At 41.4% G+C, this 14336-nt stretch carries 12 protein-coding genes; 10 read left to right on the plus strand and 2 right to left on the minus strand.

Annotated features, from left to right (window positions below; translation table 11 throughout):
- Positions 1-20: 20 nt before the first annotated feature.
- From BLQ18_RS05105 to BLQ18_RS05145, 9 genes are all read left to right on the plus strand, one after another.
- Positions 21-2396, plus strand: a complete 2376-nt coding sequence (locus tag BLQ18_RS05105) for a heavy metal translocating P-type ATPase (protein ID WP_090293310.1) — start codon at positions 21-23, stop codon at positions 2394-2396.
- A 69-nt stretch (positions 2397-2465) separates the two neighbouring features.
- The gene (ccoS, locus tag BLQ18_RS05110) at positions 2466-2675 is read left to right on the plus strand and encodes a cbb3-type cytochrome oxidase assembly protein CcoS (protein ID WP_090293311.1); all 210 of its coding nucleotides are present in this window, start codon (positions 2466-2468) and stop codon (positions 2673-2675) included.
- 2 nt (positions 2676-2677) lie between these two features.
- Positions 2678-4861, plus strand: a complete 2184-nt coding sequence (gene ccoN, locus BLQ18_RS05115; protein WP_090293312.1) for a cytochrome-c oxidase, cbb3-type subunit I — start codon at positions 2678-2680, stop codon at positions 4859-4861.
- Between the two features lie 100 nt (positions 4862-4961).
- Complete coding sequence (locus BLQ18_RS05120; RefSeq protein WP_090293313.1) at positions 4962-5150, plus strand: CcoQ/FixQ family Cbb3-type cytochrome c oxidase assembly chaperone; 189 nt, start codon at positions 4962-4964, stop codon at positions 5148-5150.
- A gap of 4 nt (positions 5151-5154) precedes the next feature.
- Positions 5155-6117, plus strand: coding sequence for a cbb3-type cytochrome c oxidase N-terminal domain-containing protein (locus BLQ18_RS05125; RefSeq protein ID WP_090293314.1), 963 nt, complete (start codon positions 5155-5157; stop codon positions 6115-6117).
- 52 nt (positions 6118-6169) lie between these two features.
- Positions 6170-7579 carry a cytochrome c oxidase accessory protein CcoG gene (gene ccoG, locus BLQ18_RS05130; RefSeq protein ID WP_090293315.1) on the plus strand — a complete coding sequence of 470 codons (1410 nt, stop codon included), beginning with the start codon at positions 6170-6172 and terminating at the stop codon, positions 7577-7579.
- A gap of 10 nt (positions 7580-7589) precedes the next feature.
- Positions 7590-8036 (plus strand): FixH family protein, encoded by a 447-nt coding sequence (locus tag BLQ18_RS05135; RefSeq protein ID WP_090293316.1) that lies wholly within the window; start codon positions 7590-7592, stop codon positions 8034-8036.
- Positions 8037-8038: 2 nt separating this feature from the next.
- Entirely contained in the window at positions 8039-8749 is a 711-nt protein-coding gene (locus BLQ18_RS05140) for a sulfite exporter TauE/SafE family protein (protein WP_090293317.1), read from the plus strand.
- Between the two features lie 12 nt (positions 8750-8761).
- Positions 8762-10030 (plus strand): acetyl-CoA hydrolase/transferase family protein, encoded by a 1269-nt coding sequence (locus BLQ18_RS05145; RefSeq protein WP_090293318.1) that lies wholly within the window; start codon positions 8762-8764, stop codon positions 10028-10030.
- A 90-nt stretch (positions 10031-10120) separates the two neighbouring features.
- Here BLQ18_RS05145 and BLQ18_RS05150 read toward each other — a convergent pair whose 3' ends face one another.
- Together BLQ18_RS05150 and hemN are read right to left on the minus strand one after the other, a co-directional pair.
- Positions 10121-10942: a universal stress protein gene (locus BLQ18_RS05150; RefSeq protein ID WP_090293319.1), complete on the minus strand. Its 822-nt coding sequence runs from the start codon at positions 10940-10942 to the stop codon at positions 10121-10123.
- 17 nt (positions 10943-10959) lie between these two features.
- The gene (gene hemN / locus BLQ18_RS05155; RefSeq protein ID WP_090293320.1) at positions 10960-12318 is read right to left on the minus strand and encodes an oxygen-independent coproporphyrinogen III oxidase; all 1359 of its coding nucleotides are present in this window, start codon (positions 12316-12318) and stop codon (positions 10960-10962) included.
- A gap of 172 nt (positions 12319-12490) precedes the next feature.
- Here hemN and BLQ18_RS05160 point away from each other — a divergent pair, with 172 nt between their 5' ends.
- Positions 12491-14335, plus strand: a complete 1845-nt coding sequence (locus BLQ18_RS05160; protein WP_090293321.1) for a glutamate-cysteine ligase family protein — start codon at positions 12491-12493, stop codon at positions 14333-14335.
- Position 14336: the final 1 nt, after the last annotated feature.

A 14336-nucleotide genomic window follows, 5' to 3' on the forward strand; every position in this document is an offset into this window, starting at 1 on the left:
GTCAGGTAAAGCAAATGTAAATGGCAAACACAACCTGTTACCACTGCGGCGATGATTGCGGCGAAGATGGGGTAAGTTTCGATGATAAAAGTTTCTGTTGTCACGGTTGCAAGACTGTCTATGAAATATTTTCATCCAATGGTCTTTCCGCCTATTACGAAATAGAGGCAAAGGCAGGAACCACACCTAACGAGATCCGCAAGAAATACGATTTTTTGGACAATCAAGAAATCGTAAAGCAATTGGTGGAGTTTGATGAAGAAGGTGTTCAGGTAGTCGGGTTAAGTATTCCTTCCATTCATTGTAGCTCTTGTATTTGGGTGCTGGAAAATTTGAACCGTTTGCACCCATCCATTACCGTTTCACAGGTCGACTTTCCAAAAAAGACCATTCGGGTCACCTATAAAACCAACGATTTTTCTTTAAAAGCTTTGGTGCTCTTGCTGGGAAGTATCGGTTACGAGCCTTACATCTCTTTAGAGGAATTTGAAAAAAAGCAAAACAAGGTAGATCGTTCCTTGATTTATAAATTGGGCGTTGCAGGTTTTGCCTTTGGCAATGTAATGCTGTTGTCATTCCCAGAATATTTTGAAGTAGAGGAATTTTGGTTGGATCAATACAAGCATGTTTTCCGTTGGCTGATGTTCGCCTTTTCAATTCCTGTGGTATTTTATGCAGGGAGGGATTACTACATATCTGCCTATAAAGGCATTCGTTCCAAAATGTTGAATATTGATGTGCCCATTGCTCTGGGAATATTCACTCTTTTTGTGAGAAGTACTGCAGACATCATCTTTGATTTGGGTTCAGGCTTCTTCGATAGCCTTACGGGTTTGGTTTTTTTCTTGCTGCTCGGGAAATTCTTTCAGCAAAAAACTTACGCCTATCTCTCTTTTGAACGAGATTATAAATCTTATTTTCCCATTGCAGTAACCCGCTTGGAAAAAGATGGGAAAGAAGAGAATGTGCAGATATACAATATTAATGTAGGGGACCGTATTTTGGTACGCAGTCATGAAATCATTCCTGTGGATTGTATTCTGATCAAGGGTACAGCTGAAATCGATTACAGTTTTGTTACGGGGGAATCCGAACCTGTAATGAAGGAATCAGGGGAAAAGTTGTTTGCAGGAGGCAAACAATTGTCAGGCGTATTGGAAGTTGAAGTGCTCAAGACCGTTTCCCAAAGTTATCTCACCCAATTATGGGGGAATTCGGTGTTCACGAAAGATAAGGCCAGTCAATTTCAAACCTTAACGGATAGTATTGGAAGACGCTTTACTATGGCGGTATTGACCATAGCTACCGTGGCAACGATCTATTGGTTGATTGCTGAGCCCAGCATGGCCTTGAATGTGTTTACTTCGGTATTGATTATTGCCTGTCCATGTGCAATCGCCTTGGCAGCCCCATTCACTTTGGGCAATATGCTGCGGATTTTTGGCAAGCATAAATTTTATTTGAAGAACACCAATGTGATCGAACGGTTGTCCAAAATCGATACGGCAATTTTCGATAAAACAGGAACCTTGACCACAAGTCAAAAAGATACCATTTATTATGAAGGTATTGCGTTGAGCGATGAGGAAAAAGCGCTGTTGAAAACCACTCTAAGGGCATCCAATCACCCCTTGAGTCGTTCCCTTTATAATATTTTGCAATCCAATGCCATCATGACCCTCGATGAATTTGAAGAACATACGGGCAAGGGGATTGTGGGCAAAGCCAACGAACATTCCATTAAAGTGGGTTCCGCTTCCTATGTGGGAAGCGAGAAATCGACCAGTACAACAAACACTGCAGTGTATATCAGTGCAGACGAAGATGTAAAAGGTCGTTTTGTTTTTAAGAATACCTATCGACATGGCATTGGTCAAATTTTTGAAGCCTTAAAAGAACATTTGCAACTTGGAATCCTTTCGGGTGACAATGATGGGGAGCGTGGTCAGTTGGAACAAATTCTTCCAGAGAATACCCAGATGCTTTTCAACCAAAAACCAGAAGATAAACTGGAATTCATCAAAAACTTACAGCAAGATCATAGTGTTTTAATGGTGGGCGATGGATTGAACGATGCAGGAGCCCTGGCACAAAGTGATGTAGGTTTGGCGGTTTCGGAAAACATCAATGTTTTTTCACCTGCCTGTGATGGAATTTTGGATGCCACCAAAATGCAATGGCTCCCCAAGTTTATCCAATTGAGTAGAAAAAGTATTTCAATTATAAAATTGAGTTTTATCCTATCCCTATGTTACAATATTGTGGGACTCTATTTTGCGGTAACAGGACAATTGCAACCCGTAATTGCGGCCATTTTAATGCCCTTGAGTTCCATTAGTATAGTGGTGTTTGCTACACTGGCCACAAATTATATTGGAAAAGGATTAAAAAATTAAATAAAGCTGATATATGTCATTTTTTGAAGGATATCATCACAGTAGTTTTAACCCCAAATTACAAAAGGTATGAGTGTAATTTATGTGTTGCTGGCCATAAGTATAACTGTGGCTATAGTCTTTTTTTTAGCCTTTGTTTTTTCGGTAAAAAGCGGACAGTACGATGATACCTATACACCATCGGTGCGTATGCTATTTGAAGATGAGGTGGTATCCGACAAAAATGTATCTAATTCAAATACAGATAAAATCAAACAAACTAAAAGTACAAACCAATAAATATGGAAATACAACAGTTTCGCTACGATAACAAAATCGTGCAAAAGTTCTTATACGCCACCATACTTTGGGGCGTGGTGGGTATGGCAGTAGGGCTATTGTTGGCCTTTATGTTTCTGTTTCCCAATTTAACCGAGGGTATTTCATGGCTGAGCTTTGGGCGTTTGCGTCCGTTGCACACCAATGCCGTGATCTTTGCATTTGTGGGTAACGCCATTTTTGCAGGGGTGTATTACTCACTGCAGCGCTTGTTAAAAGCGAGAATGTTCAGTGATGTCCTGAGCAACATCAACTTCTGGGGTTGGCAATTGATCATTGTTGCCGCAGCGTTGACCTTGCCATTGGGATACACAACATCTAAGGAATACGCCGAATTGGAATGGCCGATCGATTTAGCCATTGCAGCCGTTTGGGTAGTTTTTGGATGGAACATGATCGGTACCATTTTAAAAAGAAGACAACGACACTTGTATGTGGCCATTTGGTTCTATTTGGCAACATTCGTAACCGTTGCGGTACTGCACATTTTTAATAGCTTGGAGCTTCCAGTTACCGCTCTAAAAAGTTACTCTGTGTATGCAGGGGTACAAGATGCCTTGGTACAATGGTGGTACGGTCACAATGCGGTGGCATTCTTCTTGACCACTCCGTTCTTGGGGTTGATGTACTATTTTGTTCCAAAAGCGGCCAACCGTCCAATTTATTCCTATAGATTGTCTATTGTCCACTTCTGGTCATTGATTTTCATCTATATCTGGGCAGGACCTCACCACTTGTTGTATTCTGCATTGCCAGATTGGGCTCAGAACTTAGGGGTGGTATTCTCCGTAATGTTGATTGCTCCATCTTGGGGTGGTATGATCAACGGTCTGTTGACCCTTCGTGGAGTTTGGGACAAGGTGCGTAGCGATGCCACACTTAAATTTATGGTGGTAGCCATTACAGGTTACGGTATGGCCACTTTTGAAGGTCCAATGCTTTCCCTGAAAAACGTAAATGCCATTGCCCACTTTAGTGACTGGATCATTGCCCACGTTCACGTAGGAGCTTTGGCTTGGAACGGATTCATGACTTTTGGTATGATCTATTGGTTGGTACCAAGAATGTTCAAAACAGAATTGTATTCCAAAGGATTGGCCAACTTCCACTTCTGGATAGGAACATTGGGTATTGTACTTTATGCTTTGCCGATGTACGTAGCTGGGTTTACCCAAGCGTTGATGTGGAAAGAATTTAACCCAGATGGAACATTGGTGTACGGTAACTTCTTGGAAACCGTTTCACAGATCATTCCAATGTACTGGATGAGAGCAATCGGAGGTAGTTTGTACATCTTGGGTATGTTCGTATTGTTGTACAACATTGTTAAAACCATCAAAGCAGGTAGCAAAGTTGAAGATGAATTGGCTGAGGCACCAGCGTTGGCAAGAGTATCCAAAAGAAGAGTGGCTGGCGAAACCTTCCATAACTGGTTGGAAAGAAAACCAGTTCAGTTGACCATTTTGGCAACCGTCGCCATTTTGATAGGAGGTATCATCCAGATTGTACCTACCATTTTGGTGAAATCAAACATTCCTACCATCACTAGTGTAAAACCATATACACCTTTGGAATTGGAAGGTCGTGACCTATACATTCGAGAAGGATGTGTGAGTTGTCACTCCCAAATGATACGTCCATTCCGTAGTGAGGTAGAACGCTATGGCGAATACGCCAAAGCAGGGGAGTTTGTTTACGATCACCCATTCCTGTGGGGTAGTAAACGTACTGGTCCAGACCTTTTGCGTGTAGGAGGTAAATACTCCGACAACTGGCACCTGAACCACATGTACGATCCACAAAGTACATCTGCAGGTTCCATAATGCCATCCTATGAATGGCTAGTGACCAGTGAACACGATAGAAGCGATGTGCAGGCGAAAATGGAGGCCATGGTAAAATTGGGTGTTCCTTATACAGAAGAGGATATTGCCAATGCACCAGCATCAATGGCTGCACAAGCGGAACAAATTGAAAAGAATTTGTACACCGACCCCGAGTTTGCTAAAACCTATGAAGCGGATAAAAAGTTTGCCGCAGAAAACGGACAGGACTTTGTAGAAATGCGCGATAGAGAAATTGTTTCCTTGATCGCTTACTTACAACGATTGGGTACCGATATCAAAATTATTGAAGCAGAAGACTAAAAAATAGGAATCATGAAAAAAGAGTCAAGAACCAGGGCACTACATAAAGAGACTTTAAAGTCTTGGTTCTTGCCTCTCAAATTTAAAATCTAATACAACCATGTTGAAATTTGTAAAAAACCATATGGAAAGCATCGACGGGATAGCCAACTATCCGATGATTTCCCTCATGATATTCTTCGTGTTCTTCGTATTGCTTTTCTGGTGGGTGTTCACGGCTACCAAGGAGCACATCAAGGAAATGGGAGAACTGCCTTTGGATAACAACGATCAACAAAACAAACTATAAAATTATGAGTACTAAAACACCTTGGTGGATTCGTGTCCCCGTTTTATTCTTCTTGATCTTCGGATTGATGGAATTTTTTATTGACTCTGGAGATAAACCCGCAATCATAGAATATCCCATTACACAGTTTTTCTTGTTGTTGGTGTTGATGATCTTAATAGCCATAGAGCTTATACTAGCTTCCATCGAAAATATCATGTTCCAAACCCTTTCAGAAGAAGGCAAGGAGCGCTATTTGGAAGCAAAAACCAAAAAGTACGAATGGACATGGGTTCAAAACTTGATGAAAAAGTTGACCCGTACCAAAGCCATAGAAAAAGAGGAAGAGATTATTCTCGACCACAATTACGATGGTATTCGAGAGTTGGACAACGTACTTCCGCCGTGGTGGGTGTACTTGTTCTATGTAACCATCATTTTTGGTGTTATTTATTTGGTGCGTTTCCATGTGATTGGTGAATATGATCAGGCCTTGGAATACGAACAGGAAGTAGCAGCAGCCAAAATTGAAATTGAAGAATACAAAAGAACAGCCAAAGATTTGGTGGATGTAAATACGGTTGAATTGCTAACAGATGCATCCGATCTAAGTGCTGGGGAATCCATTTTCCAATCCAATTGTGTGGCATGTCACATGGCAGACGGTGGAGGTGGAATTGGTCCTAACCTAACCGATGCCTATTGGATCAATGGTGGTGGAATCAAAAATGTATTCAACACCATATCCGAAGGAGGTAGACCAGGAAAAGGGATGATTGCTTGGAAGCAAAGCTTAAAACCAGCTGAAATGGCACAGGTGGCGAGTTATGTCATCACTTTGGGAGGTACAACCCCAGCAAATCCAAAAGAAGCCGAAGGAGATCTTTGGAAAGACCCCGATGCACCACAAACAAACGAAAGCGAATCTGAAGCCCAACCCGAACAAATGGAGCAAGCAACAGATTCAACACAAGTTGCCATGGATTAAGCCTTGTTAAGGCGCCAGACAACAGTCATTTATCCATAAACCACAAAATGCGATGGAAGAGAATTTTAGAGATTCCATAGGCACAATCACAGAAGAAGGAAAAAGGAATTGGATCTTTCCAAAAAAACCCAGTGGACGGTTCTATGATTACCGTAAGTACGTAAGCTACTTTCTACTGCTTTTTTTGATAGCATCCCCCTTTATCAAAATTAGGGGACACCAATTTCTAATGTTTAATGTGCTCGAACGGCGTTTCAATATTTTCGGATTTCCGTTTTGGCCGCAAGATTTCCATTTGGTCGTGATTTCCATGATCATTGGGGTCATTTTCATCGCACTGTTTACGGTGGCGTATGGTCGAATCTTTTGCGGATGGATGTGTCCACAGACCATTTTTTTGGAAATGGTTTTCCGCAGGATCGAATTTTGGATTGATGGCGATAGAGGTGCCCAAATGCGTTTGGATAAAGCACCTTGGACTGGAAAAAAGATCTGGAAACGATTGTTGAAGTGGAGTATTTTCTTCATCATTTCGTTTTTTATTGCCAACGTCTTTTTGGCCTATTTGATCGGTAGTGACCAGCTGTTGGCCTACATCACCGATGGCCCTATGGCGCATGTGAGCACCATGGTTCCTCTGTTGATTTTTACAGCAGTGTTCTATTTCATTTTTGCATGGTTCAGGGAGCAGGTGTGTATCATCGCATGTCCTTATGGAAGATTGCAGGGCGTATTGCTCGATAATAAATCCATAGTTGTGGCCTATGACCATAAGCGTGGGGAAGGCGAAAACGGACGCAAAAAGTTCCGAAAAAATGAAGATAGAAACGCATTGGGACATGGTGATTGTATCGACTGTTTCCAATGTGTGAATGTTTGCCCAACAGGAATTGATATTCGAAATGGAACCCAGTTGGAATGTGTAAACTGTACAGCTTGCATCGATGAGTGCGACCATATTATGGAAAGTATTGACAAGCCTAAAGGTTTGATCAGATACGCTAGCGAGGACGAGATCAATCATAAGAACAAGTTCAAGTTTACAGCTCGCATGAAAGGATATACAGCCGTGCTTGTGGTTTTGATCGGGATTTTGATCGGAATGCTATTTATGCGGAACGAAGTAGAGGCCAATGTACTTCGCTTACCAGGACAGTTGTATGAAAGAAAGGAGAATAACATCATCAGTAATGTGTTTACTTATAAATTGTTGAACAAGACCACCAATGATATAGAAAACGTTTCCTTTAAGTTGATGTCGCATCCTGGGGAAATAAAAATGGTCTCGTTGGAAAAGTTCACTATTCCAGCAGAACAGTTGGCAGAAGGAACCTTGTTCATCGAAATAAATGCTTCGGCACTCAACGGGGATAAGGATAAATTAAAAATTGGGGTGTACAGTGGCGAGAAGCTCATTGAAACAACCATAACACAGTTTTTGGCACCTAGAAGCTATAATTAAAGAGAAAGAGATGAAGATAAATTGGGGAACAGGAATCGTATTGGCATTTATAGGCTTCATTGCATTTATTCTATACTTTGTGGTTCGCATGAGTACCGACGACAGGGCCAATCACGACTTGGTAACAGAAGAATATTATAAAAAAGAATTGTCTTATCAACAGGAAATAGATGCCTCAAAATCTGCTTCCGAAGCGGGTGTAGAACTCAAGGTCGAGAAAACAGTTGAAGGTTTGGTCATTGAGTTTCCTGAGCAATTCGACCCAGAAAAGATTACTGGAACAGTGTCCCTTTATAGACCGTCTAACAAGCACTTGGATTCTAACTTTCCTATAAGTTTGTCCAAAACACATTTGCTCATACCTGACAATCGCTTGGTAGACGGTCGCTGGGATATTTCCATTATATGGGAGTATGAAGGTAAGCCATTTTTACATAAACAAAAATTAGTGTACTGATCATGATCACGTCGGCTTTGGTTTTGGGACTTTTGGGAAGCTTGCACTGCTTGGGCATGTGCGGCCCCATTGCCTTTATGTTGCCATTGGACCAAAGCAATATGACCAAAAAGACAATCCAGCTGTCCATTTACCATTTTGGTAGATTGCTGGCCTATGGCATTATTGGAATGTTGTTCGGATTTTTAGGTAAGGGTTTGGCCCTTTTCGGAATCCAGCAAAAGCTTTCCATTGGTATCGGAGTCATCATGATTTTATTGGTGCTGATTCCAACAAAATACCTGAACGGGCATAAATTTTTGACCCCCGTTTATTCCCTATTAGGAAAAGTAAAATCCAAACTTGGTGGTGAACTCAAGAAAAAAACACCCGATGCTTTTTTGACCATTGGGTTCCTAAATGGGTTTTTGCCTTGTGGCTTGGTATATATGGCTCTTTTGGGTGCCATTGCCATGGGCAACCCATTACAAGGTGGATTATATATGATGTTGTTCGGATTGGGAACAGTACCTTTAATGTCTTTGGTAGTATATTCCAAAGGAATATTGGGCAACTCCATAAAAAACAAGTTTAGAAAATTAATTCCCGTATTTGTGGTAATCATTGGTGCTTTGTTTATTGTTAGGGGTCTTGGATTGGGAATTCCGTATGTATCTCCCAAACCCATGGCCACCAACTCGGTAACCGCCACCATTGAATGCCATCAACCTTAAAACTTAGATAAAGTGAAAATAACTACAATTGAAGAAGCCGTCGGAATAGTTAATTCTGGAGATAGAGTGTTTTTTCAAGGAGCAGCCATGACCCCTAACGAATTGATCGATGGGCTTTGCGAGCGACACAATGAACTAAAGGATGTTGAAATTATTTCCATTCATACCGAAGGAGATGCCAAATATACCCGCAAACCGTATTGCGAAGCCTTTACCCTAAACGCCTGCTTTGTGGGAGGCAACGTTAGACCCTTTGTAAACACCTATATGGGGGATTATATCCCTGTGTTTTTAAGTGAGATACCTTGGTTGTTTGCGGACGAATACCTTCCGTTGGATGTAGCCTTTGTGCAAGTTTCTCCCCCAGATAAACATGGATATTGCTCTTTGGGCGTTTCGGTGGATGTGGCTTTGCCAGCGGTTAGAACGGCTAAAAAAATTGTGGCGCAGATCAATCCACAAGTGCCACGTACCCATGGTACAGGAATCGTGCACATAGATGAAATAACCTATGCCATTGAAGTGGATAGACACATCCATGAACATAATCCAACTGAAATTTCCGACGTTGAGCATGAAATTGGAAGACACGTAGCCTCTTTGATTGAAGATGGAGCAACCCTTCAAATGGGAATCGGAAACATTCCAAATGCCGTATTGTCCAACTTGGGCAACCATAAAAATTTGGGTATCCACACCGAAATGTTTTCCGATGGCGTATTGCCTTTATTGGAAAGTGGTGTAATCAATGGAAAGGAAAAAGCCGTGAAAAGAGGAAAAATCGTGAGCTGCTTCGCTGTAGGATCTCGAAAACTTTACGACTTTATTGACGACAACCCTATTTGCGATTTTAGGGATTCAGGGTATACCAACGATACAGCTCGAATTCGTAGAAACCCAAAAGCAACGGCTATTAATAGTGCCATTGAAATAGACCTAACGGGTCAGGTGTGTGCCGATACAATCGGAGGTTACCAATTCTCTGGGGTAGGTGGGCAAATGGACTTCATGCGAGGAGCTTCGCTATCCAAAGGGGGAAAACCGATTATTGCCATGTCGTCCATAACCAAAAAAGGTGTTTCCAAAATCACTCCATTTTTAAAGCAAGGCGCTGGGGTAACCACCACAAGGGCCCATATGCATTATGTGGCGACTGAATTTGGAGTGGTAAACCTATTTGGAAAAAACTTACAACAACGAGCAAATGCTTTGATTTCCATTGCGCATCCAGACCATAGGGAGGCCTTGGAAAAAGCAGCATATGAAAGGTTTCACGGTTAACAACCAGAATCTAACCAATAAAAAAGGGAGCAAATTAATTTTTGCTCCCTTTTTTGAATCACATGAAACCAATTAAAAATGTAATCCAAATTAAATTTTAAACGTAATTACAGGTGCTTGGGAATGGTTGGCAATATCCTCACCAATACTACCCATAAAGAAGTGGGATAATCCTCTTCTTCCGTGAGTTGGGATTCCGATCAAATCAGCAGCGATTTTTTCACTGAAGTTCAAAACGCCTTTCTCCACAGTGTAATCGTTGTACACTTCTACTTCCATACCAATTCCAGCGGCATTTAAGAACTTAGAGATTTTGTCGTAGGCGTCTGCAGTACTTAAGAATTCATCCCCTGGAGTGTTGATGTATACCAAATGCAATTTAGAACCCAATAAATCGGACATTTCTTTTGCTTTTTGAAGTGCAGGAACACTTTCTTCCTCAAAATCACAAGCAAATACAAAATGTTCTGGGTTAAAGTCTTCACAGTCCCCTTTAATAACCAATACAGGAACATCGGAAGTTCTTACCACACGCTCAGTATTGGAACCGATAAAGATTTCTTGAAGACCATCGGCACCATTGGAGCCCATTACAATAAGGTCCACTTTATGCTTTTCGGCAACTTCATTCACTTCACTGAACACTTTGTAATGTTTGATTACAGGAACTAGTTCAATATCCTTGAGGTAAGGTTTGTTTAAAAAGTCTTCAAACCTTTTTTCACCAAGTTTTATTAGATGTACCACTTGTTCTTGGGAGATATAGCCAGATTCACCCATAATTGCTGGAGAAAGTTCCAACATGTGGAGCACCAATAATTTGGCTCCGTTTTTTTTGGCCAGAGAAGCAGCTACCTTGAGCGCTTTCTCAGATTGATTTGAAAAATCAACGGGTACGATTATACTTTTCATTGTTTTTGTTTTTTAGGTTAAACGGTCATGGAAAAAATTCGGGTATTTGGTTTCTTACGGTGTAATTTAAGATCAAAAGCCATGCTGATATTTCTAACAAAAGGTCTTCCTTTCTCGGTCACTTTTATGGAATTCGAGGTAGTTTCAACCAATCCATCGGCTTCCAGTTCAGAGAGGTTTTCCAATATGCTGGAAAAGTCAACTTCTTGCTCTTCCTCGTTGGTCCATGTGGTTTCAAATTGACACATGATGTCGAGGATATGCTTTCTTACGATTTGATCTTCCAAGTTGAGAATATGTCCCCTAAAAATAGGGATAACCCCTTGGGAAACCAAATTTTCATACTCTTCCACATTTTTAACGTTTTGGGCAAATCCGTACCAGCTATCACTGATGCTCGAAGCTCCCAAACCTATCATCAGGTTGGTTTTATAAGGCGTGTAGCCCATAAAATTCCTGTGCAAAGTTCCTTGTACAAGTGCTTTGTACAAATTATCCGTAGGCAAGGCAAAATGGTCCATACCTACATCCTTATAGCCAAACTCGGTGAGCATTCTTTTTCCCATTTCGTACTGGGCTTTTTTAACCACAGATGAAGGAAGGTCAGAATCTTTGTACCCACGTTGTCCGTTTCCTTTAAGCCATGGCACATGTGCGTAGCTGTAAAAGGCAATTCTATCTGGTTTTATGGCTTTTGTTTTGATCAAGGTCTCTTCAACATTGGCACAATCTTGAAAAGGTAAACCATAAATTATATCGTGTCCTACCGAAGTGTACCCAATTTCTCGGGCCCATTCAGTCACATTCTTCACATTTTCAAAAGGCTGAATCCTATTGATGGCCCGTTGCACGGTCAAGTTGTAGTCTTGAACTCCAAACGAAACTTTTCTAAAACCAACATCATACAACGTTTGCAAATGGGCTTTGGTGGTGTTGTTCGGGTGACCCTCAAAGCTGAAATCATAGGTTTCGGCCACCTTTCCTGATCTAAGAATACCTTCGATAAGTATTTTTAAATTCTCTGGTGAGAAAAAGGTAGGGGTTCCACCTCCCAAATGAAGTTCCTTGATCAAAGGTCTTGTGCCCAAAAGGTCGCAATACAGCTCCCATTCTTTCAACACGGCATTGATATAAGGTCTTTCCACCTCGTGCCTTTTGGTGATGCGTTTATGGCAACCGCAAAAGGTGCACATATTTTCGCAAAAAGGTAGGTGGATGTATATACTGATTCCTTCCTTCGGGTCTTCCTGAAAAGTTTTCAGCACACTGGATTTCCATTGTTTTCCAGAGAAACTATCCAAATCCCAATACGGTACAGTAGGGTAGCTCGTATAGCGGGGACCTGGGACATTGTATTTTTGGGTTAAATCACACATAGCTGCATACCATTACATTATAGGTCAAAGGTACTTTTGCATGTTCTCAAAAAATATGACAATTGTCAGGATTGCCCCCTTGTTGGGTTTGATAAATGATAATCGTCATTTTTTTGGCCGTTGGTTCATTGTACATTTAAGCAGTTGAGATAACGGATTAAATCAATATTCCATGGGAGAACATATTGCTTCCAGTGCATTTGATGAGCAGGAGCGAAAAGCTTTTGTGCAACATCTTATTGATGATATTCGAGCCTTGGAGCGAATGATTCAAAATGGGATGATAGAGGATGATATTGTCCGAATTGGAGCCGAACAAGAAATGTGTTTGGTCAATTCCGATTATAGGCCAGCGCCAATTTCCATGGATGTATTAAAGGCGTTGGATGATTCCCATTTTACCACAGAATTCGCAACTTATAACGTTGAGGCCAATCTAGATCCTTTAACCTTGGAGTCAGGCTGCTTTGCGGGTATGGAGGAACAATTAAGGGGGTTATTGACGAAAGTACAACACACCTCCAAAGCATTTGATGCCAAAATTATTTTAACGGGAATTTTGCCATCCATCAGCAAAGATGAATTGGGAATGGATTTTATGACTCCTATTCCGCGATATTATCGCATAAATGATGTGTTGCGAAAGTGGCGGGGAGATGATTTTTCTGTAAGGATTAAAGGAGTGGATGAACTGTCTTTGCACCACGATTCGGTTTTGTTCGAAGCCTGTAATACCAGTTTTCAATTGCATTTACAAATTCACCCAGACGACTTTATAAAGAGTTATAATTGGGCACAGGCCATATCAGGTCCTGTTTTGAGTATCTGCACCAATTCACCCCTGCTTTTGGGAAGAGAATTATGGAGCGAAACCCGAATCGCCTTGTTTCAACAAAGTTTGGATACCCGCAAATGGACCAAGGCTGTGAAGGAACAGGTGGCCCGAGTTGGATTCGGGGAACGGTGGCAAAAACATTCAGTTGCGGAAATATTCAAACAAGATATTTCTACCCACCGAATTTTATTGACCAAGCCCATTGAGCAAAATGCCCTGGAATTATTAGATCGGGGCGAAGTACCCAAGTTGGAAGCGTTAAGTTTATTCAATAGTACCGTGTACCGTTGGAACCGACCTTGCTATGGTGTTGGGAATGGCAAACCACATCTTCGAATTGAGAATAGGTATATTCCATCGGGCCCAACAGTGATTGATGAAATGGCCAACTTCGCTTTTTGGGTGGGATTAATGGCTGGGAGACCAAAAAGATTTGATGACATGCCCTCTCAAATGGACTTTAAAGAAGCCAAATTAAACTTTTTAAGGGCTGCTACAAATGGAAGGAATGCCATGTTCACTTGGAAAGATAAAGCTATTACGGCCAAGAAAATGGTGCTGGAAGAACTTTTGCCTATAGCTTATGACGGGTTAAGAAAATACGGGGTGGACGAGCAGGATATTGAACGCTTGCTAGGGATAATTGCACAGCGCACCAAAAAAGGAACAGGGGCGGAATGGCAAATCAAAAACTTTAGGAGTCTCCGCAAGCAAATGAAGTTGGACAGTGCCATTGTGCAACTGACCAAAGCGATGAGCAAAAATCAGGAAACAGAAAAACCAGTGCATGAATGGGAATCGGTCGGAAATATGGCCGAAACTACCGATAAATTTAAATGGGTGGGCCAGATTATGTCCACCAAACTCATGAAACTCTATGAGGACGACTACGCTAACCTTGCCATGGCCATTATGAAATGGAACAACATCCATCATTTACCCGTGGAGAATGGGCAGGGAGAACTTGTGGGGCTTTTAACCTGGACACATATTGAACGATTGGGCACGATGAGTCAAAATGGGGCAAGAGTTTCGGATATTATGATCAAGGATGTATTTACTGTTGAACCCAAAACAGAAATCAAAGCAGCAAAAAAGATAATGCAAGACCATCAAATAGGATGTTTGCCTGTATTGGTAGATACCCATGTGGTGGGCATCGTGAGTAAAGTGGATTTATAAA

It is taken from the genome of Flagellimonas zhangzhouensis (assembly GCF_900102925.1).
GTDB lineage: Bacteria > Bacteroidota > Bacteroidia > Flavobacteriales > Flavobacteriaceae > Flagellimonas > Flagellimonas zhangzhouensis.